This window comes from Flavobacterium algoriphilum, assembly GCF_048158655.1.
Lineage (GTDB): Bacteria > Bacteroidota > Bacteroidia > Flavobacteriales > Flavobacteriaceae > Flavobacterium > Flavobacterium algoriphilum.
The window spans coordinates 295,435-317,412 of sequence record NZ_JBLNKY010000003.1 but is presented as its reverse complement, the minus strand read 5'-3'; the positions used below and the strand labels follow the sequence as shown (position 1 = coordinate 317,412).

Below are 21,978 nucleotides of genomic sequence, written 5' to 3'. Positions count from 1 at the left end.
AGTACCAGTGTGGGGGATCTCCCTCTCAGGACCCCTACCCATCGTTGCCTTGGTAAGCCGTTACCTTACCAACTAGCTAATGGGACGCATGCTCATCTTTCACCGATAAATCTTTAAATACATCTTGATGCCAAGTCGTATTACTATAAGGTATTAATCCAAATTTCTCTGGGCTATTCCTTTGTGAAAGGTAGATTGCATACGCGTTACGCACCCGTGCGCCGGTCTCTAGCTCCGAAGAACTATACCCCTCGACTTGCATGTGTTAAGCCTGCCGCTAGCGTTCATCCTGAGCCAGGATCAAACTCTTCATCGTATATTGTGTGAGTTCAGATAAATCTGTTCTCTTTGTTTATTCGACTAAATTCTCTAGTGGTTTTTTCAAATCTTTCGATTCTATTACTCTTTATTCTTTTGTCTTAAGATCACTCTTAAAACGGCTGTCAATTCAATATGTCTAGGAACGTGTTCTTCTGTATTATAAACCAAATTTTATTTCAGTTTCTTTACTCATCGCAACACTCATTAAAGTGTTTCTCAAAGCGGGTGCAAAAGTGCAACTTCTTTTCTTAACCGGCAAGAAATTTTTGAAGTTTTTTTTGGAAATTTTTACCTCCAATTACTTCTTCTTTTCTTATCAGTTTATCAAGGAACTTTACCTGTTTTGCGGGGTGCAAATGTAGTAAGCGTTTTCTAATCTCACAAGCTTTTCGAAATCTTTTTTTGAAAATAAATTTTCCCTTTCCATTACTATTACTTGCCAGTTTCTTAAAGAACGTATGCGTCATTGCGGGTGCAAAACTACACCCTTTATTCGCTTTATCAAGCTTTTTAATCCCTTTTTTTTCTCCTTTTCTTAACTTTATCTTTAAATACCTGAAAACATGACTCCTGGAATAAAACTATTTTCCTCTCCCCGACCCTCTCAGAGGGAGAGGGTGACTAAATGGATAAAAAACATGGATGTTATTATATATAGACAGTAGAAATATAACATTCTAAGGACAGCTCACTCTATATATAAGATAGCAAATGAATACTAATGACTGAGATTTCTCCTTTGACTAAATGACAAGTCGATTGAAACGCTACCCGCGTTAGGGATAGCAGCGGAAAGCCCGCAGTCCCGCCTTTTTTTGCGGGACGAGGACTTGCAGCGTATAGCCCGACCCATTATAAAAAGAGGCAACTACTCATCAAGATAATTGCCTCTTTTTTTATAATGGGGAACGCCCAAATAACACTTACTGTTTTAAGTTAGCAGCTCTGGTTTCCCAAGTATCGGTTAGACTGTCATAATCAACAGGTGTTGCAGGTTTTTGATTTTGTAATCTTCCTGATTCAAAAGCTCTAATTAATATGGTTTCTATTAAAAAATCTTCATTGACATCGTAAGGCGCATATTTTGTTTTTAGATTAATATCAAACAGGCTGGCTGCGGTATTAGACCAAAAAGCTTTCCAACCGCTTTTGAGATCTCTAACTAGCTCATAAGTTGTGATTCCAGTCTGACGATGGATTAACTTAACGAGTATTTGTCCTTGCTTGCGTGATAGTTTTTTTAGTTTTGCTTCAAATTCATTACTAAGATACCCTTCTACAATCTTAAAGTATCTTTTTTTCTCTTTGTTAGTTTTAAGATTTGCCATACCTCTATTCAACACTGTTAGCCTTTCAGCAGCCAATTTTGCATACGGATAGGTCTTGTATACTCGGTTTTGAAGAATCAGAAATTGCTTTCTTGCTTCGGGATCAAGTTTTTCTTTATGAATTACTATTTCTTCTAATTGTATGGTGTCGTTAAGTATAGAATCATTTTCGGTCAATACATACCCCATCTTAGTGGTATCCTTTGGAGTTACTTGTGCATTGACATATATAGCTGTAAAAAGTAAAAAAAACAAAAGCTGAATAATCTTCATGTGCCAATAAATTTAATTGCCAAAATTATACATTATATATACAACTGTGATGCCAAATTTATAATTTAGCAAAAAAATATTTTTATGAGTACAAAATCAATATTAAAAAAGTCATCACTTGAGTTTTTAGAAAAATATCTAAATAATGCATCGCCTACAGGTTACGAAAGTGATGGGCAAAAATTATGGATGGATTATTTGAAACCCTATGTTGATACTTTTATAACAGATACCTACGGTTCTGCCGTGGGAATTATAAATCCAGATGCTCCTTATAAGGTAGTGATTGAAGGTCATGCTGACGAAATTTCATGGTATGTGAATTACATTACTGATGACGGATTAATCTACGTGATTAGAAATGGTGGTTCAGATCACCAAATTGCACCATCAAAACGTGTCAATATACATACTAAAAACGGAATTGTAAAAGGTGTTTTTGGCTGGCCAGCGATTCATACCCGAAACAGGAGTAATGAAGAAGTTGCTAAAGTTGATAATCTATTTATTGATATTGGTTGTGAAACTAAAGATCAAGTAGATAAAATGGGCGTTCACGTAGGTTGTGTAATTACATATCCTGATGAATTTATGATTTTGAACGAAAATAAATTTGTTTGCCGCGCTATTGACAACCGTATGGGTGGTTTCATGATTGCCGAAGTGGCTCGTTTGTTATATGAAAACAAAATAAAACTTCCTTTTGGATTGTATATTACGAATTCTGTTCAGGAAGAAGTGGGTCTTCGCGGTGCTGAAATGATTACCAAAACCATCAAACCAAACGTAGCGATTGTTACCGATGTTTGCCACGACTCTACTACTCCAATGATCGAAAAGAAAATTGAGGGAGAAACAAAAATTGGTAAAGGTCCTGTGGTTACTTATGCTCCTGCTGTTCAGAATAATTTGAGAGAATTGATTTTAGAAACTGCTATGGCTAAAGAAATTCCATTCCAACGATTGGCTTCTTCTCGTGTAACCGGAACTGACACAGATGCTTTTGCTTACAGTAATGGCGGTGTTGCCTCTGCTTTGATATCATTGCCGTTGCGTTATATGCATACAACCGTTGAAATGGTTCATCGTGATGATGTTGAAAATGTGATAAAATTGATATATGAAACCTTGTTGAAGTTAGAAAATGAGGAAACATTTTCTTATTTTAAATAGTTTTAGCAGCTAATCCCGCTATCCGTTTCAAACGAAGTTCACCTGAACTCCGCTGAAAGTAGGAACAACGTGAAGTAAATCTGGGTTAAAAAACCGCATTTCAAATTATGAATTGCGGTTTTTTTAGTAAATTTACTTAAACAATTCTTAAAATGCACGCATCAGCTACATCAATCGAAGCCTATTTAAAAGAAATTCCTGAGGAAAGACAACAAGTATTTATCAAACTTCGAGAAACAATAGTTGCTACTATTCCTAAAGGATTTGTTGAACAAATGTCCTATGGAACAATTGGTTTAGTCGTGCCACATGATTTATATCCGAAAGGCTATCACTGTAATACAAAACTACCGTTACCTTTTGTAAACATTGCCTCCCAAAAGAATTTTATTGCGCTATACCATATGGGAATTTATGCTAATCCAGAATTATTGCAATGGTTTATCTCAGAATATCCAAAATATAGTAATCAAAAACTCGATATGGGAAAAAGTTGCATTCGATTTAAAAAGTTTGACAAAATCCCTTTTGATTTAATTGCAGAACTAATGCAAAAAATGTCTGTTGACGAATGGATTAATTGTTACGAGTCACAAATTAAAAAATAAAATAATTATTAACCTTAAACTATGTATGCTATGAACATTATTAAAAAAATTATTTTAGGACTATTAGCAATTGTTGTTCTGGCATTGATTGTTGCTTTATTCCTGCCAAAAAACTATGCCGTAGAAAGAGAAATCGCTATCAACCAACCCAAAGACAGTGTTTTTAATTATATCAAATACCTTAAAAATCAAGATGATTTTAGCGTCTGGAATAGAAAAGATCCTAAAATGATTAAAACATTTTCAGGAACTGACGGCACGGTAGGATTTGTATATTCATGGAATAGTCAGGATAAAAACGTAGGTGTTGGAGAACAGGAAATTAAAAAAATCAGTGAAGGAGAACGAATCGATTTTGAAATACGCTTTAAAGTTCCTTTTAAATCAACCGATAATGCTTACATGATAACGGAAGCTATTTCTCCAAATCAAACTAAAGTAAAATGGGGATTTAACGGAAAAATGCCGTATCCAATGAATTTAATGTTACCCATAATGAATATGGAAGAAATGCTTGGGAAAGATTTACAAGATGGACTGAATAATGTAAAAGCAATTTTAGAAAAATAACACTGTTTTTAATAACAAAACCGCAATTCCAATTTAGAATTGCGGTTTTCATTTTGTATCAAAAACTTTTTATTTATTCGCTAAATATGCCAAGACATTTTTTTCAATTCTTTCATCAATATTTGAAAGGTCAGCTTTTACAAATTTCTCGCCCAGAATATTCTCGTATAATTCGATATATCTTTCAGAAACCGTTTCAATATATTCGTCAGTCATATTAGGAATTTGCTGTCCTTCCAGTCCTTGAAAACCATTTTCAATTAACCAACGACGAACAAACTCTTTCGATAATTGTTTTTGTTCCTCGTCTTTGTCTTGTCTTTCCTGATATCCTTCAGCATAGAAATATCGCGAAGAATCTGGTGTGTGAATTTCATCAATCAAAACAATTACTCCGTCTTTAGTTTTACCAAATTCATATTTCGTATCCACCAAAATCAATCCACGACTAGCAGCAATTTCCGTTCCTCTTTGAAATAATGCTCGGGTATATTGCTCTAAAACTAAATAATCTTCCTCAGAAACAATTCCTTTCGAAAGAATATCGGCTCTTGAAATATCAGCATCATGTTCTCCGTTATCTGCTTTGGTCGTTGGTGTAATAATTGGTTCCGGAAACCTATCGTTTTCTTTCAAACCTTCCGCCATTTTAACACCACAAATTTCTCTTTTACCAAGAGCATATTCACGCGCAGCATGACCTGAAACATAACCACGTATTACCATTTCAACTTTGAAAGGGTCACATAAATGGCCAACAGCTACACTGGGATCAGGAGTTGCAATTAACCAATTAGGAACTATATCTTGGGTCAATTCCATGAATTTAGTAGCAATTTGATTTAGGATTTGACCTTTATAAGGAATTCCTTTTGGTAAAACGACATCAAAAGCCGAAAGCCTATCCGTTGCAACCATTACTAAAAGATCATCATTTATATTATAAACTTCTCTTACTTTACCTCTGTATACAGATTTCTGATTTGGAAAATTAAAATTAGTAGTTGTGATGGTGTTACTCATTATTATTAGTGTTGTGTTGTTTTTTTAAGTAAGTGCAAATTTATGATAATTTTGGAAAGAAAAGCAAAGAATCCTTTATTCTCAAAGGATAATAAATAGTACTTTTAAAAAAAATCAAAAAATTCAAAATAAAACAAATTTATGCTTTGACCTAGGCTACTTCTGAAGTATGTTTTTTTAATAATTCTTTAGATAGGTATTTAGCAACTCCTTCATTATCATTTGTTGAAATTATTTCTAAATGAGAAAGTTTATCTTTCAAACTCTTAGGAGCATTTCCCATGATCAAACCTTTACCGGTTAATTTAAGCATGTTTTCATCATTGAATCCATCGCCAAAAGCTATTGCCTGATGAAAGAGCAGATTTTCTTTTTCTAGAATTTTTGCTATCGCAACACTTTTGTCTACTGATTTGTCCATAAATTCCAAACAAAGCGGAAGACTAAAAGCATGACTAAAAAGTGACGCATGATTTTCTAAGATTTGTTCTCTGAGTTCTAATAATTTTGAATGGGTCTCATGAGTAAAAAATACTTTTATAGCACTGAAATCTTTAATTGTACTAAAATCTACCAGTTCCGGATGATAATTTAATTCCGTTTGAAAACTATTTAGTTTTTCGTTATGTTTATTGGTTTGCCAAACATTTTCTCTAAACAAAACGGTTGTAATCTCAGGATCAATATCTAAAGACAAGACAGACTTAACAGCCTCACTTTCCATATTAACTGAGAAAAGGAGTTCTTTTGCAGGGGAATGAATCCTCGCTCCATTAGAAGTAACCAAATAAAGAGGAATCTCTAAACATTCAACAATAGCCATTGCATCTAAGTGATGGCGACCTGTAGCTACAATAATTAAATAATTTTGATTGTAAAGTTCTTGAAAAATACTTTTTGTATATTCTGAAATTTTGTGGTCTGAATTGAGTAAAGTTCCGTCTAAATCGCTGATTACGACTTTTATTTTTTCTTGTATCATCTTTCGTTTTTCACTGTCATTTTTAATAATTTCAAATTTATTCTATTTTATAGAGAAACGCAAAAATTTATAAAAAGTTTAGGTTAATCTTTCTCGACGATATTTTCAAAAATAGATTTAAAATACTTGTTGTATTTTAAATACAACAAATATAAATGATTGCTATATTTGTAAAAATTTAAATTTTATATATCATGAATACAAATCAAAAAGAATTAATAAAAGCAACTGTACCGATTTTAAGAACAAATGGAAATGATTTGATAACGTATTTTTACCAAAGAATGCTATCAAATAATCCCGAGCTGAAAAATATTTTTAATATGGCAAATCAAGCTAATGGAAAACAACAAAACGCTTTGAGTGGCGCTGTTCTTGCTTATGCTGAAAACATAGAAAATCCTAGTGTTTTAATCAACACATTGAAATCAATTGGAAATAAGCATGTAAGTTTAAATATTCAACCAGAGCAATATGACATCGTTGGAAATCATTTAATCGGATCGATAAAAGAAGTATTGGGAGATTTAGCAACTACTGAATTAATTGACGCTTGGACCTGCGCCTATAATGAACTGGCTCAAATAATGATTGGTATTGAAGCTGAAATGTATCAAAAAACAAACAATAAAAAAGGGGGCTGGAAAGGCTGGAGAACCTTTATAATCTCTAAAATTGTAAAAGAAAGCGATGAAATCAATTCATTTTACCTTAAACCGGAAGACAACAAAGAAATTGCCGATTTCTATCCCGGACAATACATATCAGTGAGCGCGTTTATTCCTGAATTAGGACATAAACAGCCCAGACAATATAGCTTGTCTTCCTATTCTAATAATGAATATTACAGAATTTCAGTAAAAAAAGAAATAAGTCAAAATACAACTCCTGACGGTATTGTTTCCAATGCATTGCATAACAAAAAGGAAGGTGATGTAATTGAAGTTAGTGCACCAGCGGGTCTTTTTTTTGCTGATCCAGAGGCAAAAAATCCTTTAGTATTAGTTAGTGGTGGCGTTGGACTTACTCCTATGATGAGTATGGTAGAAACCAATAAAAACGCCCTTCAAAAAAATCAAACGGTTTGGATTCACAGTTGTCGCAATGAAAATGTTCATGCGTTTAAAGAGACTATCGAGAAATTAAACAACGAAAATACGTGGTTAACCTCTTTCGTTTTTTATGAAACTTTACCGGAATCCGAAACAAACGCTATTGAAGGAAGAATTGATTTACATCAAATTAAAGAAGAAATCCTTATTGCAGATGCAAAATATTATATTTGCGGACCGGCAATTTTTATAAAAGTTCAATATCAATCTTTGGTTGCACTTGGCGTAAATAGAGAAAATATACTTTACGAAGAATTCGGTCCCCAATTATTAAGCCTTAATTAGCACATTTCAATATGAAATTGAATCATTTTACCGATTTTAGTATGCGCGTTTTGATGTATCTGAATCAAAAAAAAGACACTCCACAAAGTTCTTTGGATGATTTAGCTGATACTTTTAAAATTTCGCGAAACCATCTCATTAAAGTGGTTCAATTCTTATCGGCAAATCAATTAATTCTCACTAAAAGAGGAAAGAATGGAGGAATCCTAATTACTGAAAAAGCAAGAGAAATTCTGTTAGGTGATTTAATTCATCTATTAGAACAAGACGATACACCTATCATTAATTGTGATTCGAAACCTTGTATCTTTCAACCACACCATTGCAAACTAAAATCATTATTCAATACCGCTTATCTAACTTTTATCGAAAGTTTAAATCAATATAAACTTTCTGATATCGAATTTAAAAATTGGAGTGCTATGTTTTAATACATATAAAAAAAAATTCATAAAAAAAGGCTTTATAAAAAGCCCTTTTTGTTTTAATCGTTATTCTCAATCATTTTATACGCATCAATTACTTTTTTGACCAATCTATGTCTTACAATGTCTTTATCATCAAGATAGATAATCCCAATTCCATCGACATCCTTTAAAACCAACAAAGCTTCTTTAAGTCCGGAAATGGTTCTTCTTGGTAAATCAACTTGACCCGGATCACCGGTAATCATGAATTTAGCACTTTTTCCCATACGTGTCAGAAACATTTTCATCTGGGAATGTGTTGTGTTTTGGGCTTCATCCAGGATTACAAAGGCATTATCCAATGTTCTTCCACGCATGAATGCCAAAGGTGCAATTTGAATAATGCCCTTTAGAATATAATCCTCCAATTTTTCGTTGGGTAACATATCACGTAATGCATCGTACAAAGGCTGCATATACGGATCCAGTTTTTCCTTCATATCACCAGGAAGAAAACCAAGGTTCTCCCCTGCTTCTACTGCTGGACGCGTGAGTATAATACGCTTGACTTGCTTTTCTTTCAGTGCCTTAATTGCCATGGCAACACCTGTGTATGTTTTTCCAGTTCCAGCAGGTCCTACGGCAAAAACCATATCATTTTTCTCCATGGTATCCACCAATAACTGTTGATTGGCAGTCATTGCCTTAATAATTTTCCCTCCTACACCATGCACTAATATTTTATCTTGTCCTTGGAATTTCCTTTCTTCTTGACCATCTCCAAGGATAACACGTTCAATAACATTATTATCAATATTATTGTATCGTGAAAAGTGCACCATTAACCGTTGAAATCGTTTTTCAAACTCGTCTAAAACCTCTTTTTCTCCAAAAGCTTTTAAGGTTGTTCCCCGAGCAACAATCTTCAATTTTGGGTAGTACTTTTTAATTGTTTCAAGATGAGTGTCTTGAGCGCCCCAAAAGTCTTTTGGAGCGATGTCTATGAGCTCGATTATTCTTTCGTTCAAATGAGGTAGTTTTTAAATTAGAATTAATTTTTTTTATAAATCAATTGGCTGTCGGGTATATTTCTAGTTTTTAAATAGAATTTGTTTTTTGTTTTTCGTTTTTTGAGTTTACTATTATTAGCTTTGCACTTCTCAAATTTAATAAAATAAGGTTTACATAACACCAATAGTTATAAACAAATTTATGTCAATAATTACCCTTACTACCGATTACGGCTTGAAAGATTACTTTGTAGGTGCATTGAAAGGGAAAATTTTATCTGAGTATTCCGAGGCGTCCATTATTGATATTTCACACGACATAGATCCATTCAATACAGTAGAAGCAAGTTACATAATTGGCGCATCATATGCAAGTTTTCCAAAAGGTACTGTTCACCTCATTGGAGTAGATTTGGAATCCAATAAAGAGAATCAACATATTGTCATGCAATGGAATGATCATTATTTTATTGCGGCTGATAATGGCATTTTAAGTATGCTTTCGCAAAAAATTGTTCCGCAAAAAATGGTGTCAATAAATATTCACGACCGTTTGCATAATGAAGCCACTGATATTGATGTTTTTATAAAAGTAGCCTGCCACATTGCCAAAGGTGGTTTAATGAACGTTATTGGTAAAGAAATAAACAGCATTAAGCAAGTCACGGACTTACAGGCTACAATAGCTCTTGACAGCAATTCTTTGAAAGGAAATGTTATTTATATTGACCATTTTGGGAATGTGGTGACCAATATTTCAAAAAAATATTTTATTGAAGTTGCCAAAGGACGGCCTTATGAGATTGTGTTGAAAACCAAAAATATCAAAACTATTTTGCCAAATTATTCTGCGATTGCGAGTTCTGATAAATTTCCGATTAAATACTATGAAGGGGAAAAATTAGCCATTTTCAATGAAGCCGGTTTTCTCGAAATTGCCATTTTCAGAGGCAATCCCTCCAAAGTTGGTTCTGCGAATAGCTTATTGGGATTGAATTATAGAGATATTATAACTATAGTATTTAGATAGTAGTGTTCAGTAATCAGTTTAAAAATCTAAAATCGTTAATCCTCAATCTAAAATCATAAATCAAAAATGTTTGTACGAATTGTAAAATTGAGTTTTCACGAGGAACATATTCTTGCTTTTTTAGAAAACTTTGAGTTAATGAAAGATAAAATACGAAATGCTCCGGGAAATCGTTTCTTAGAACTGTATCAGGATAAAAACAACAAAAGTATTTTCTTAACTTATAGTTATTGGGAAACCGAAGCCGATTTAGAAAATTATAGAAATTCTGAACTATTTTATGATGTATGGACATTTACCAAGAAATTATTCAATGATAAACCGGAAGCTTGGAGCGTTGACAAATTAGTAAGTTTACCGTAATCAGTTTTCAATTTTCAATCCACAAATAACCAAATCAACGAATAAACATAAAGAATGAAATCAATAGTATTACGAGAAATAAAATCCTTTTTTGGCTCGCCCATTGGCTATTTGGTTATTGCCATTTTTTTAATTATCAACGGATTGTTCCTATGGGTTTTCGAAGGAGATTACAATATTTTAAATACCGGTTTTGCTGATTTAACTCCGTTTTTTACATTGGCGCCCTGGATTTTCATTTTCCTTATTCCGGCCGTTACGATGCGCAGTTTTTCGGATGAGAAAAAACAAGGGACATTAGAATTATTGTTGACAAAACCTTTGAGTGTTTGGCAAATTGTAAACGGGAAATTTCTTGGAGCCTTGCTTTTAATTGTAATAGCAATTATTCCAACCTTTATTTATGTAAAAGTAATTTCCAGTTTAGGAATGCCGGAAGGAAATATCGATATGGGAAGTACGATTGGTTCTTATTTTGGATTATTATTCCTAATTGCGGGCTATTCTTCTATTGGAATCTTTACTTCTACCCTTTCCGATAATCAAATTGTAGCGTTTATTGTGGCTGTATTTTTATGTTTTTTTCTGTACTTTGGATTTGAAGGTTTAGCGACTGTTGCACCAACAATTTCAAACTTTATTTCGGCTTTAGGAATGCAAGATCATTACAAAAGTATGAGTAGAGGCGTAATAGACACAAGGGATATAATCTATTTTGTAAGCATTACAGTCGCATTTCTTTCGTTTACTGTTTATAATTTAAAATCTCTTAAATCGTAATGAATACAGCTAAAAAAAACAATATAAAATCTGTTGCAATTACTATTGCGGTTTTATTGCTTTTAAATATAATAGGCAGTTCGTTTTTTCATCGTTTTGATGTAACCAAAGATAAAAGATATACCCTTTCGGCTACTTCGTTGAATATTATCAAACAAGTAAAAAATCCTTTGTCTATAAAAGTATATATGCAAGGCGATTTACCGGCTGAATTCAAACGATTACAGCAAGAAACCAGACAATTACTGGAAGAATTTCAGGCATACAACAAGAATATCATTTTCGAATTTGTGGATCCATTGGAAAACAAAGATGAAAGTATGGACAACATAAAAGAATTGTATCGCAAAGGGTTGATTCCTATAAACATAACGGTTGACGACAAAGGGAAACAATCCCAAGCAATGGTTTTTCCTTGGGCAATTGCAGTTTACAATAATAAAGAAGTAAATATTCCTTTGTTGAAAAACAGAATGGGCGCTTCCACTACCCAAAAAGTGATTGGTTCGGTACAACATCTGGAATATTCGATTGCTGATGCTTTGAATAAAATTACGAAAGACAAACAAAAGACAATCGCTGTAATAAAAGGAAACGGCGAGCTTCAAGATGTATTAATAGCTAAGTTTCTGATGCAAGTGAGAGAAAGTTATCACATCGGTCCATTTACATTAGATTCAGTTGCAAAAGATCCATTAGGAAGTTTAGAAGCTTTAGAAAAATACGATTTGGCAGTTATTGCCAAACCAACTGAAACTTTTTCGGAGGAAGAGAAACAAGTTTTAGATCAATACATTATCAACGGCGGAAAAACATTGTGGCTTGTAGATCAAGTAGCGGTTGAGATGGACAGTTTATACAACTCATCCGGAGCAACTTTGGCATATCTAAGAGATTTGAATCTGAATGATATGTTCTTCAAATATGGTATCCGAATCACCCCTGATTTAGTAAAAGACGAACGAGGAAGTCCCATAAAATTGGCTACTGGAGAACAAGGAAGTGCTACTCAATTTCAAGAGTTTAATTGGAAATTTGCACCTCAGGTTTATCCAAACAATACGCATCCGATTGTGAAAAATTTAGGCGGAATTAAATTTGATTTTGCCAATCCAATTGATACTTTGAAAAACGGAATTAAGAAAACGATTCTACTACAATCATCCCAATATTCAAGGAAAATAGGCACTCCTACAGAAATAAATTTAAATAGCGTTACCGAAGAAACTTCGCCTACTGATTACCTGAATAAAGGAAATATTCCTCTTTCCGTTTTATTGGAAGGTTCGTTTCATTCCATGTTTGAAAATCGAGTGTTGCCATTTGACCAAAAAACATTTGAAACCAAAGGAAAAGAGAATAAAATGATTGTGGTTTCTGACGGAGATTTAATTAAAAATCAATTGGATAAAAACATGCAACCCTTAGAATTAGGTTACGATCAAAGATCCGGAAATTTGTATGACAATAAAGATTTCCTAATAAATTGTGTAAATTACCTGCTGGATGATAACGGACTTATTAACATTCGAAGCAAGGATCTTGATTTGCCATTATTGGATAAAGAAAAAGTTTATGAAAACTATACCGCTATGCAATTCATAACTATCGGGCTTCCAATTCTAATTTTGTTGCTTTTTGGTGTGGTGTTTACTTTCCTGCGAAAAAGAAAATACAGCAGGTAGATGTTAATAAAAAAGTTTCGAAACTAGAATTGTTTACGATATATTTGTAAAATGTATCGTATTTTAAATAAAGAGAAATACGTTAAAAAATAAAATAAAACAGATGAAATTTATAGTATCGAGTTCGTACTTATTGAAACAATTACAAGTTTTAGGTAACGTTATCAACAGTAGTAATACTTTGCCTATTTTAGATAACTTTCTATTTGATTTAGACCACAACGTATTAACGGTTTCTGCTTCTGATTTAGAGACTACAATGTCTGCTACTTTAGGAATTGATTCGGAGAGCAAAGGAAGTGTTGCAGTTCCTGCAAAATTACTTTTGGAAATCCTTAAAACCTTCCCTGAGCAACCATTAACTTTTACAGTTGAAGAAAACAGTACGATTGAAATCAGTTCAAATTCCGGAAAATATGCTTTGGCTTATGCTCCTGGTAATGAATTTCCTAAATCTGTGAACTTAGACGATCCATCTGTAACGCTTGTTCCTGCGGATGTTTTAGCAACAGCCATAAGCAAAACAATATTTGCTGCCGGAAACGATGATTTACGTCCGGTAATGTCTGGTGTCTTTTTTCAGTTTTCTCCACAAGGATTGACATTCGTTGCTACTGATGCTCACAAATTAGTAAAATATGCGCGTACCGATGTAACCGCTTCGCAAGTGGCTGATTTTATCATGCCAAAGAAACCTTTGAACATCTTAAAAAATATTCTTGGTACTTCGGATGCAGAAATTAAAATTGAATACAACGATTCGAATGCTACTTTTTCTTTCGATAATTATGTATTAATGTGTCGTTTGATTGATGGAAAATATCCAAATTACGAAGCAGTGATCCCGAAAGAAAATCCAAATAAATTAATGATTGACCGTTCTCTATTTTTGAGTTCTGTTCGTCGTGTTGCTATCTTTTCGAATAAAACGACACACCAAATTCGTTTGAAAATCGCTGGTGCTGAATTGAATGTTTCTGCCGAAGATATTGATTACTCCAATAAAGCTGAGGAAAGATTGACTTGTGATTATCAAGGTGATGATATGCAAATAGGGTATAATTCTCGTTTCTTAATTGAAATGTTGACCAACTTACAATCGGATATGATTATGCTTGAAATGTCATTGCCAAACAGAGCTGGAATCCTTACTCCAGTTGATGGATTAGAAGAAGGTGAAACTGTAACCATGCTTGTTATGCCGGTAATGCTAAACAGTTAATATTATATTTTGATTTGTTGTATTTAGATTTTTAAAATTCAAATATAATACTTACCATTGTATAACAAATACGCTATTAACCAAACCATTTTTATATTTAAAAAAACCGCAATTTCTAAAGAAATTGCGGTTTTTTGTTTTCTAATGATTTCTAATACTTCTATTTATTCTATATAACCCCCATTTTTTTCATTAGGAACGTAGCACTTCTATTTTTACAAATACCGTCTCGTAGTTTGTAATCAAAATGCAGATCATCATTGATAATCTCAACTTCAAAACATTTGTTGGTGAGAACATTTGGATACTCATTTGTAGTCAGGCAAACTTCGATGTCATGCGTTGCAATAGCTCCAATTGCTTTTTTACCAATTACTTTTTTAACTACTTCAATAGTTCCATTGCGTTTATCATCTGAATTGGTTCCGCGTAATATTTCATCTAATAATACAAAAGCGGGTCTGTTATCCAATTCGGCCATAATTTGCTTTAAGCGCTTAATCTCTGCAAAGAAATACGATTCGCTATCCGATAATGAATCCGATAATCGCATCGAAACCAAAACGGGTAACGGATGCACATTAGCCTGACTGGCACAAACGGGCGACCCTATTCCTGATAAAACCATATTGATTCCCAAACTTCTTAGAAACGTACTTTTCCCCGACATATTAGAACCGGTAAGAATCATAAAGGATTCGGGATGAAAACTCACGGCATTCCCTACCCTAGTTTTTTCATTTAATAACGGATGACTTAAATTGGCAAAATCAATTTCAAAATTAGTGTTCAATGTTGGATATACAAACCATGGATTGTTATAGGAAAGATTTGTTAAACTGTTCAGCATTTCAAATTCGCCAATTACTTCCAGCCAATCTTCCAGTATTTCGGCGTGGTCTTTTTTCCATTGAATTAATGATTTTAAAACATGCAGATTAAAAAGAAATGTTCCGTTGAATACAATTGCAGTTACGAAATTTCCGATGCTGTCCATTTTCGAAAATAATGAAGCCAACTGTTTCAAATGGATGCTGGCATTTTCATTCTTAAGGGTTAGTTTTTGTTGTAAATCAATTAGTTTCTCAGATTGAAAAGATTCATTCTCGATTCTTAGTAACAACAAACTATACTGATTGATGATTTTATCAATATTGGATGAATTAGCAATTTCAACTTGAATTCGCTTCATAAACCGACCTAAAACAATTAAATTAAAAATAAACAAATACGACAAAACAGAAGCAAAAATAGTATTTGAAGTCAGTAAATAAGTAATGAAAAGTCCCAGAAAAAGAATTGGCGAACAATAGGAAATAAAAATACTGGCTTTAGACAAAGGTGTACTGTTAAATTTGCTCCACTTAAGCAAAATCTCATAACTCGATTGTGTGTCCTGACTTACTTTGGCGAAAGCTAAAAACTCCTGACGCCAATCTAATTTTTCGGATAATTCTTTTGTAGCTTCATGATTCCTGATAATTTCCTCATTTGGCAAAAGCGTTAAAAGTTGATTTGCCAATGTTTTTTTACCAATAAATGTGGCCGTTCTATTTAGATTTTGGAACAAAGAATGGTCCCCAAAAATATCCAAATCATAGGCATAAGGATGATGAAAATCGTTGAATTCCTGTCCGTTTTCAAATGGAATATTTTTTCTTTCCAAAAAGGATATTTCATTTTCATTAATATCCAATAACGCTTGTTTGATTTGTTTTTGAAATACTAACTTGGAATGAAAACGCATCAAAACTATAAATAATCCGAAAAGGAACACCGCTAAAACTACAAAAAGAACTTCGCTAGTTTTAATGTAATAATACATGGACACCAAAAAAAATACAATAGTAAAAAGCCTAAAAAAGCTGATACTATTGTATTTTTTATTGATTGTATTTAATTCTGTCGAAAATCGTGTCTTTTTTGCTTTGTATACTTCCATAATTGAATTAATGAACTACAAATATAGTGCTTACTGCAACAAATAATTTGCTGGAACATTAGAATACTCAACTATAAATATTCGACAAATGATACTATTTTTATTCAAAGATTAGAATTAAGAGTTCTTTAATCAATAGGAATGGCCAAAATTGGTATATCAAAATTAGTTGCTACTTTTTTAGTAAAACTTGGTTTAAATAACCCTTCAAAAAAACCTCTTTTATAGGTAAGCATCGTTAGCACATCGATGTCTTTATACAAAACAAAGTCCAAAATGGTTTCCTTTATTTCATCACTGGTTATTATAAAAAATTCGATTCGTTTTTCCATAAACTCTGCTTCCCATTCTTCTATTGTATCTTTTGAAACATCTGAATCACTGGTTCTTACATACAGACACTTTACTTTAGCTTTTGTCTTTTCTGCAATATCCAATATGGTTTTAAGTGCTTTCTTATCCTTATTTCTAAAGCGTGTCGTAAATCCAATAGTTTCAATTTTTTTGAATTTAGCCTCTAATGGAATACATAACATAGGAACATCAATCCCTATTATGGCAGAACCTGCATTGCTTCCTACAAAAAAAGCTTCCCATCCAGTAACTCCGGAAGTACCCATCACAACAAAATCTATTTTATCTTCTTTAATTGCTTTTTTAATATTAGAAAGCAAATCACCATCCATAAGTCTGTGGGTCATCTTTATTTTATCAAGATGTCTTTCTTCAGCTATAGCGCGAAGCTTTGAAATCTCCTCTTTAAACATTTTAAATTGGGATAACTCTAATGAATCATAAATGACCATGAAATTCTCAGGAAAAAACTGATTATCAAAAACAGGTAATTCAAACGTGTGCAATAAAATGAGTTCACCCTGAACTATTTTTGCAAATTCTAAAGCATGTACAAAGGCATTACTAGCCACTTCAGAAAAATCTGTTGGGAATAGAATTCTTTTCATTATCGATTAGTATTAAAATGATTTATTTATCAAAGCTAATTATAATAATTATCGGGTATTTATAATAAAAAATAAAGACAACACTTATATCAAGTGATCTAAATTAATTTCATTCATGAATAGCAAGAATAGGTACATTGATATGAAATGCTAATTTTTTAGAAAGACTAATTTTAAATAATTTTTCAAAGAAATTTTGGTGATAGACATGCATTGCAATCATATTGATTTTATGCAATTCAATAAAATTCAAAATAATTCCTTCTACATCATTTCCAATTATGGAATGTAACAAAATATTCTGATTTTTAACAATTTGACTCCAGTCTTCCATAGTGTCATTTTTGTTTTCATGATTGGAAGTTTGTACGCGCAAACAATCAATGTGTGCTTGAAAAAATTTAGATAATACGACAATCCTTTTCAATGATTCAATATCCTCGGTTCTAAATTGAGTGACAAAAAGTATTTTTTTTATGGCTTGATATTGGCAGTGTTCCGGTATTGCCAAAACCGTAGTTTTTACATCATTCATAACTTTAGTTGCAACCGTACCCATAAAAGTTTCTTTTAATCCGGTGGCACCTTTAGTTCCCATAACCACAAAATCAATAGTGTCTTCCTTACTCATTTTTTTGATTTCATGAATTAAATTTCCCAAAATCAAAACATGGCTAATTTTAACATGATGCAAATTATTTTTTTCGGCAATGCTTCTTAAAACAGGAACCTCATCTTTGTAATTTTCAAAATTACTCAATTCAGCGACATCATAAACTTCATGCAAATATTTCGAAATATTAATATAATTAGCTTGTGGCAACTGATACACATGCAAGGTAATAATTTCAGCATTTATGGAATCAGCTAATTTTAATGCATAAATGAATGCATTTTTAGAAACATCCGAGAAATCGGTTGGAAATAGAATTTTCTTCATGATACCAATTAATTAATTGTTAGCCAATTATCTACATAAAATTACAATAAAAAAATAAATTAATTAGAGTAATTATTGTATACTCTTGTTTTAACTAGAAATAAAGTTAATGGTTTTATAATGGAATCTTGTTGCTTTCTATGTTTTACTTACTTTTGCATAAAATTGATATAAAAATATGATACCTCACGATTCTATAGTGGCACTGGCAACTCCATCTGGAGCAGGAGCGATAGCCGTAATTCGAATTTCTGGCGAAGATGCCATACTTATTGGTAATTCTGTTTTTCGATCCATTAAAAACAAAAGTTTATTACAGCAAAAAACCCATACATTACATTTAGGCCATATTATTGATGATACCAAAACTTTGGATGAAGTCTTAGTCTCTATTTTTAAAGGTCCAAACTCCTATACAGGCGAAAATACAATAGAAATATCCTGTCATGGTTCTACCTATATCCAACAGCAAATTATCCAGCTTTTGCTTCGAAAAGGCTGCCGTATGGCAAATGCGGGAGAATTTACATTACGAGCATTCCTAAATGGAAAACTGGATTTATCTCAAGCAGAAGCTGTTGCAGATTTAATTTCAAGTGATAATGAAGCCTCCCACCAAATTGCGATGCAGCAAATGCGTGGTGGATTCTCTAATGAAATAGCTAAACTGAGAGAAGAACTCTTGAATTTTGCTTCACTAATTGAACTCGAACTCGACTTTGCCGAAGAAGATGTAGAATTTGCAGACAGAACCCAATTTCATGAATTATTAAATAGAATTGAATTTGTTCTAAAACGATTAATCGATTCGTTCGCGGTAGGAAACGTGATAAAAAATGGAATCCCTGTGGCAATTGTGGGTGAACCCAATGTAGGGAAATCAACGCTGCTGAATGCTTTATTGAATGAAGAGCGCGCCATTGTTTCGGAAATTGCCGGAACTACGCGTGATACAATCGAAGATGAATTGGTTATTGGCGGAATCGGTTTTCGATTCATCGATACAGCCGGAATTCGGGAAACCGAAGATGTAGTGGAAAGCATTGGAATCCGGAAAACATTCGAAAAAATTGAACAAGCGCAAGTTGTCGTTTTTCTTTTTGATAGTTCCCAGTTTAAAGTTTCAGGTTTAAAGTTGAAAGTGGAACTGGAAAAAATTAAAAATCAATTTCCATTGAAACCGCTTGTTATTATTGGCAACAAAGCCGATAAATTAGAAAAAAATGAAATCCTGAATCTAAAATCTGAAATTCCAGAAATCTTACTTATTTCTGCAAAAGAAAAACTTGGCGTTGAAGATTTAAAAAATCAATTGCTCTCGTTTGTAAATACCGGTGCATTACGAAATAACGAAACAATCGTAACTAATACAAGACATTACGACTCCTTACTAAAAGCGTTAGACGAAATTCAAAAAGTCAAATTTGGTCTTGAAACCAATCTATCCAGCGACTTGATGGCATTAGATATTAAAGAAGCATTGTATCAATTTGGGATGATTACCGGTCAGGTTACTAATGATGAATTGTTAGGGAATATATTTGCTAATTTCTGTATCGGGAAATAAACACACTTTCTTTAAGTTTCTTATACTTTCTCTTAGTTGACTCCTATTGATTTAGCAGTATTTTTACTTTCTTATATTATCTTTAATTTATACATTTGTTACACTTCAAGTACACCTTATCAAAAATAAGGTGTAAAAATGTACACCTTATGATAATTAGTTTAAAGAAGAAGAAATTGCAAAATGGTAGATATAGTTTATATCTTGAATACTACAAAGGATCAACTGTTAATGCAGCTGGCAAACGTATTCATTTGAGAGACTTTGAGTATCTAAAGTTATATCCACATCAAGATCCGAAAATTGCCGGTGAAAAAAAGGAGAATAGAGAAATTGATACTTTAAGCGAACAGATATTATCAATCAGAAAAGCCGAATACTTTCAAGGCAAATTTGACATCAAAAACAATACAAAATCTAAAACCTTATTTTTAGAATATTATAGTAATCAAGCGGAAGAACGTGTTGATTCTCCAAAAAATTATGGGAATTGGACAGCTTCCTTTCTTCATCTTAAACGATTCTGCAATCCAAATATAACTTTTGATGAAGTTGATGAAGAATTCGTAAAAGCATACAGAAATTATCTAGACAAAGATGCTAGAACTAAAAGCGATCTTCCATTAGCTCAGAATTCAAAATATTCTTATTATAATAAATTCAAAGCTGCAATAAGAGCCTCTTTTGAAGATGGCTATCTTACAATGAATCCCGTCAAAAAAGTAAAAGGATTTGAGCAAGGAGAAAGTCAAAGAGAGTATCTAACTTATAATGAGTTAGTAGCCCTTAATAAAGCCACTTGTAAATATGATGTTTTAAAACGAGCTTTTATCTTTTCATGTTTGGTTGGTTTAAGATGGTCTGATATAAACACACTTGTTTGGAAAGAAGTAAGAGATGAAGGAGATATTAGCCGAGTAAATTTTAGACAAGAAAAAACAGATGGTGTAGAATATTTATATATTTCAGATGAAGCAAGAAAACTACTCGGAGAAAGAGAAAGTCCTTCAGAACGTGTTTTTAAAGGCTTGAAATATGGAGCTCATTTTAATGCTGAAATATTAAGATGGTGTATGAGAGCTGGATTAACAAAACACATCACATTTCATAGCGCCAGACACACCAATGCTGTCTTACTTTTAGAAAACGGAGCCGATATCTACACCGTTTCAAAAAGGCTTGGTCATAGAGAATTAAAAACAACCGAAATTTATGCTAAAATCATTGATTCTAAGATGAAAGAAGCCGCTAATCTAATCCCTAACATTAATAATTAAAAGAATGGAAATTATAAGCTACATTATTGTTGTATCAATTTTAATTAATATTTTAGTACAACTAGGTTTAATTTTGACATATTATTATCCCTTAATCATACAATATTTTCAAAATAAAAAAATCACTTGGAATTCTAATTACGATAGAATAATTGCAGCTTCATTTTTAGCATTTTTTTGTTTAAGCATCTATTTAGGTCGCATATTAATGACGTCTTCAAACGAATTGTATTTGACAATTTTATATATGACAACACTGTTTTTTTTAACAATCTCAATATATTTAATTCACAGAATGGGATTTGCAGAAAGAGCCAAGAACAGTTTAATTTCTCCCAAAGAACCAACGATTAAAAATTTTAATCGCTTATTAAATGAAAACCAACTTAGTTATTTATATAATGAATTAAGAAAAGAGTCTATTATTGATGAGGATATTGAGAAAGATTACTTTTCTACATTTTTTTTAGCAAAGCCATTACGTGTATACTTAACTGCGAAGGACTTATATATTTTACACGAATATATTATAAATAAATTAGATATAAAAAAGCGAAAAGAATTTCAATTAAATGATTTTATAATCTTTTTTTTAACTAAAACAAATCTACCTTATAATCAAGGTTCTGTCAGAAATGAAGCGAGTAAATATCTTCGTGATTCTTCTAATGCGATAAAATTAAAAACGATATTCAATAACTTTCCAAAATAAACTTTCATTACACAAGTAATACTTGTAATGCCTGAACTAGTTGTTTTTAGTGTCCTTTGGACTCACAGTAACACTAAAACACTACTCATGGAAAGCAATGCAATTATTCAAAAATTAACCCAATTAGAGAAACTTATAATTGGGACAAGCAAACAAATCTTCACAGTTGATGATGTTGTAAATTACACGGGATTCTCAAAAAGTTATGTATACAAACTAGTACATAATAATATACTCCCCTACTCGAAGCCAAATAATCGAACTCTCTTTTTTACTAAAACAGAGATAGATGAATGGTTATTACAAAACAAGTCAAAATCAGTTTCTCAAATCGAACGAGAGGCTATTAATTATACAAACTCTGTAAAAAAATAAAAGCGTTCAATTCCGCCGAATTGTAACGCTT

Annotated in this window: 21 protein-coding genes and 1 rRNA gene; 14 read left to right on the top strand and 8 right to left on the bottom strand. The window is 32.5% G+C overall.

All coding sequences use genetic code 11. The features are described 5' to 3' along the window. Together ACM55G_RS08465 and ACM55G_RS08460 are read right to left on the bottom strand one after the other, a co-directional pair. Positions 1-316: ribosomal RNA gene (locus ACM55G_RS08465) — 16S ribosomal RNA — on the bottom strand; the annotation flags it as partial. A gap of 928 nt (positions 317-1,244) precedes the next feature. Next, positions 1,245-1,922, bottom strand: coding sequence for a DUF4294 domain-containing protein (locus ACM55G_RS08460; protein ID WP_416843466.1), 678 nt, complete (start codon positions 1,920-1,922; stop codon positions 1,245-1,247). Positions 1,923-2,006: 84 nt separating this feature from the next. Here ACM55G_RS08460 and ACM55G_RS08455 point away from each other — a divergent pair, with 84 nt between their 5' ends. From ACM55G_RS08455 to ACM55G_RS08445, 3 genes are all read left to right on the top strand, one after another. Next, on the top strand, positions 2,007-3,095 hold the full coding sequence (locus tag ACM55G_RS08455) for a M42 family metallopeptidase (protein ID WP_416843465.1): 1,089 nt from the start codon (positions 2,007-2,009) through the stop codon (positions 3,093-3,095). 152 nt (positions 3,096-3,247) lie between these two features. Continuing rightward, positions 3,248-3,703 (top strand): DUF1801 domain-containing protein, encoded by a 456-nt coding sequence (locus tag ACM55G_RS08450; protein ID WP_416843464.1) that lies wholly within the window; start codon positions 3,248-3,250, stop codon positions 3,701-3,703. 30 nt (positions 3,704-3,733) lie between these two features. Beyond that, on the top strand, positions 3,734-4,273 hold the full coding sequence (locus ACM55G_RS08445; protein ID WP_416843463.1) for an SRPBCC family protein: 540 nt from the start codon (positions 3,734-3,736) through the stop codon (positions 4,271-4,273). Positions 4,274-4,342: 69 nt separating this feature from the next. On the opposite strand, the gene ACM55G_RS08440 is transcribed toward ACM55G_RS08445, so the two are convergent. Together ACM55G_RS08440 and ACM55G_RS08435 are read right to left on the bottom strand one after the other, a co-directional pair. Next, a complete protein-coding gene (locus tag ACM55G_RS08440; RefSeq protein ID WP_416843462.1) occupies positions 4,343-5,296 on the bottom strand; it encodes a phosphoribosylaminoimidazolesuccinocarboxamide synthase in 954 nt (317 codons plus the stop codon). A gap of 151 nt (positions 5,297-5,447) precedes the next feature. After that, positions 5,448-6,278, bottom strand: coding sequence for a Cof-type HAD-IIB family hydrolase (locus ACM55G_RS08435; protein ID WP_416843461.1), 831 nt, complete (start codon positions 6,276-6,278; stop codon positions 5,448-5,450). A gap of 194 nt (positions 6,279-6,472) precedes the next feature. On the opposite strand from ACM55G_RS08435, the gene hmpA reads away from it, so the two are divergent. Then, positions 6,473-7,675, top strand: a complete 1,203-nt coding sequence (hmpA, locus tag ACM55G_RS08430; protein WP_416843460.1) for an NO-inducible flavohemoprotein — start codon at positions 6,473-6,475, stop codon at positions 7,673-7,675. Positions 7,676-7,686: 11 nt separating this feature from the next. Continuing rightward, on the top strand, positions 7,687-8,106 hold the full coding sequence (locus ACM55G_RS08425; RefSeq protein ID WP_416843459.1) for an Rrf2 family transcriptional regulator: 420 nt from the start codon (positions 7,687-7,689) through the stop codon (positions 8,104-8,106). Positions 8,107-8,159: 53 nt separating this feature from the next. Here ACM55G_RS08425 and ACM55G_RS08420 read toward each other — a convergent pair whose 3' ends face one another. Then, positions 8,160-9,110, bottom strand: a complete 951-nt coding sequence (locus ACM55G_RS08420; RefSeq protein ID WP_416843458.1) for a PhoH family protein — start codon at positions 9,108-9,110, stop codon at positions 8,160-8,162. A 184-nt stretch (positions 9,111-9,294) separates the two neighbouring features. Here ACM55G_RS08420 and ACM55G_RS08415 point away from each other — a divergent pair, with 184 nt between their 5' ends. From ACM55G_RS08415 to dnaN, 5 genes are all read left to right on the top strand, one after another. Continuing rightward, a complete protein-coding gene (locus tag ACM55G_RS08415) occupies positions 9,295-10,122 on the top strand; it encodes an SAM hydrolase/SAM-dependent halogenase family protein (protein ID WP_416843457.1) in 828 nt (275 codons plus the stop codon). Between the two features lie 66 nt (positions 10,123-10,188). Continuing rightward, complete coding sequence (locus ACM55G_RS08410; protein WP_416843456.1) at positions 10,189-10,485, top strand: putative quinol monooxygenase; 297 nt, start codon at positions 10,189-10,191, stop codon at positions 10,483-10,485. A 54-nt stretch (positions 10,486-10,539) separates the two neighbouring features. Next, positions 10,540-11,265: a gliding motility-associated ABC transporter permease subunit GldF gene (gldF, locus tag ACM55G_RS08405; protein WP_416843455.1), complete on the top strand. Its 726-nt coding sequence runs from the start codon at positions 10,540-10,542 to the stop codon at positions 11,263-11,265. Continuing rightward, positions 11,265-12,950: a gliding motility-associated ABC transporter substrate-binding protein GldG gene (gene gldG / locus ACM55G_RS08400; protein ID WP_416843454.1), complete on the top strand. Its 1,686-nt coding sequence runs from the start codon at positions 11,265-11,267 to the stop codon at positions 12,948-12,950. Before gldF ends, gldG begins: the two co-directional genes overlap by 1 nt. Positions 12,951-13,053: 103 nt before the next feature. Beyond that, positions 13,054-14,172 (top strand): DNA polymerase III subunit beta, encoded by a 1,119-nt coding sequence (gene dnaN, locus ACM55G_RS08395; protein ID WP_416843453.1) that lies wholly within the window; start codon positions 13,054-13,056, stop codon positions 14,170-14,172. A gap of 169 nt (positions 14,173-14,341) precedes the next feature. Here dnaN and ACM55G_RS08390 read toward each other — a convergent pair whose 3' ends face one another. The 3 genes from ACM55G_RS08390 to ACM55G_RS08380 form a co-directional block, all read right to left on the bottom strand. Next, on the bottom strand, positions 14,342-16,114 hold the full coding sequence (locus ACM55G_RS08390; RefSeq protein ID WP_416843452.1) for a MutS-related protein: 1,773 nt from the start codon (positions 16,112-16,114) through the stop codon (positions 14,342-14,344). 128 nt (positions 16,115-16,242) lie between these two features. Beyond that, the gene (locus ACM55G_RS08385; RefSeq protein WP_416843451.1) at positions 16,243-17,076 is read right to left on the bottom strand and encodes a universal stress protein; all 834 of its coding nucleotides are present in this window, start codon (positions 17,074-17,076) and stop codon (positions 16,243-16,245) included. A gap of 109 nt (positions 17,077-17,185) precedes the next feature. Beyond that, positions 17,186-18,016, bottom strand: coding sequence for a universal stress protein (locus ACM55G_RS08380; protein ID WP_416843450.1), 831 nt, complete (start codon positions 18,014-18,016; stop codon positions 17,186-17,188). Between the two features lie 178 nt (positions 18,017-18,194). Here ACM55G_RS08380 and mnmE point away from each other — a divergent pair, with 178 nt between their 5' ends. From mnmE to ACM55G_RS08360, 4 genes are all read left to right on the top strand, one after another. Further along, a complete protein-coding gene (gene mnmE, locus ACM55G_RS08375; RefSeq protein ID WP_416843449.1) occupies positions 18,195-19,583 on the top strand; it encodes a tRNA uridine-5-carboxymethylaminomethyl(34) synthesis GTPase MnmE in 1,389 nt (462 codons plus the stop codon). Positions 19,584-19,732: 149 nt separating this feature from the next. Then, positions 19,733-20,860 (top strand): tyrosine-type recombinase/integrase, encoded by a 1,128-nt coding sequence (locus tag ACM55G_RS08370; protein WP_416843448.1) that lies wholly within the window; start codon positions 19,733-19,735, stop codon positions 20,858-20,860. A 4-nt stretch (positions 20,861-20,864) separates the two neighbouring features. Beyond that, positions 20,865-21,572: a hypothetical protein gene (locus ACM55G_RS08365; protein ID WP_416843447.1), complete on the top strand. Its 708-nt coding sequence runs from the start codon at positions 20,865-20,867 to the stop codon at positions 21,570-21,572. Positions 21,573-21,659: 87 nt separating this feature from the next. Further along, positions 21,660-21,947 (top strand): helix-turn-helix transcriptional regulator, encoded by a 288-nt coding sequence (locus tag ACM55G_RS08360; RefSeq protein WP_416843446.1) that lies wholly within the window; start codon positions 21,660-21,662, stop codon positions 21,945-21,947. The last annotated feature ends 31 nt before the right edge of the window (positions 21,948-21,978 follow it).

What these genes read in the sequence shown, in the direction of transcription:
- ACM55G_RS08460 (WP_416843466.1), bottom strand. Translation starts at nt 1,922, where the DNA reads ATGAAGATTATTCAGCTTTTGTTTTTTTTACTTTTTACAGCTATATAT.
- ACM55G_RS08455 (WP_416843465.1), top strand. Translation starts at nt 2,007, where the DNA reads ATGAGTACAAAATCAATATTAAAAAAGTCATCACTTGAGTTTTTAGAA.
- ACM55G_RS08450 (WP_416843464.1), top strand. Translation starts at nt 3,248, where the DNA reads ATGCACGCATCAGCTACATCAATCGAAGCCTATTTAAAAGAAATTCCT.
- ACM55G_RS08445 (WP_416843463.1), top strand. Translation starts at nt 3,734, where the DNA reads ATGAACATTATTAAAAAAATTATTTTAGGACTATTAGCAATTGTTGTT.
- ACM55G_RS08440 (WP_416843462.1), bottom strand. Translation starts at nt 5,296, where the DNA reads ATGAGTAACACCATCACAACTACTAATTTTAATTTTCCAAATCAGAAA.
- ACM55G_RS08435 (WP_416843461.1), bottom strand. Translation starts at nt 6,278, where the DNA reads ATGATACAAGAAAAAATAAAAGTCGTAATCAGCGATTTAGACGGAACT.
- hmpA (WP_416843460.1), top strand. Translation starts at nt 6,473, where the DNA reads ATGAATACAAATCAAAAAGAATTAATAAAAGCAACTGTACCGATTTTA.
- ACM55G_RS08425 (WP_416843459.1), top strand. Translation starts at nt 7,687, where the DNA reads ATGAAATTGAATCATTTTACCGATTTTAGTATGCGCGTTTTGATGTAT.
- ACM55G_RS08415 (WP_416843457.1), top strand. Translation starts at nt 9,295, where the DNA reads ATGTCAATAATTACCCTTACTACCGATTACGGCTTGAAAGATTACTTT.
- ACM55G_RS08410 (WP_416843456.1), top strand. Translation starts at nt 10,189, where the DNA reads ATGTTTGTACGAATTGTAAAATTGAGTTTTCACGAGGAACATATTCTT.
- gldF (WP_416843455.1), top strand. Translation starts at nt 10,540, where the DNA reads ATGAAATCAATAGTATTACGAGAAATAAAATCCTTTTTTGGCTCGCCC.
- gldG (WP_416843454.1), top strand. Translation starts at nt 11,265, where the DNA reads ATGAATACAGCTAAAAAAAACAATATAAAATCTGTTGCAATTACTATT.
- dnaN (WP_416843453.1), top strand. Translation starts at nt 13,054, where the DNA reads ATGAAATTTATAGTATCGAGTTCGTACTTATTGAAACAATTACAAGTT.
- ACM55G_RS08390 (WP_416843452.1), bottom strand. Translation starts at nt 16,114, where the DNA reads ATGGAAGTATACAAAGCAAAAAAGACACGATTTTCGACAGAATTAAAT.
- ACM55G_RS08385 (WP_416843451.1), bottom strand. Translation starts at nt 17,076, where the DNA reads ATGAAAAGAATTCTATTCCCAACAGATTTTTCTGAAGTGGCTAGTAAT.
- ACM55G_RS08380 (WP_416843450.1), bottom strand. Translation starts at nt 18,016, where the DNA reads ATGAAGAAAATTCTATTTCCAACCGATTTCTCGGATGTTTCTAAAAAT.
- mnmE (WP_416843449.1), top strand. Translation starts at nt 18,195, where the DNA reads ATGATACCTCACGATTCTATAGTGGCACTGGCAACTCCATCTGGAGCA.
- ACM55G_RS08370 (WP_416843448.1), top strand. Translation starts at nt 19,733, where the DNA reads ATGATAATTAGTTTAAAGAAGAAGAAATTGCAAAATGGTAGATATAGT.
- ACM55G_RS08365 (WP_416843447.1), top strand. Translation starts at nt 20,865, where the DNA reads ATGGAAATTATAAGCTACATTATTGTTGTATCAATTTTAATTAATATT.
- ACM55G_RS08360 (WP_416843446.1), top strand. Translation starts at nt 21,660, where the DNA reads ATGGAAAGCAATGCAATTATTCAAAAATTAACCCAATTAGAGAAACTT.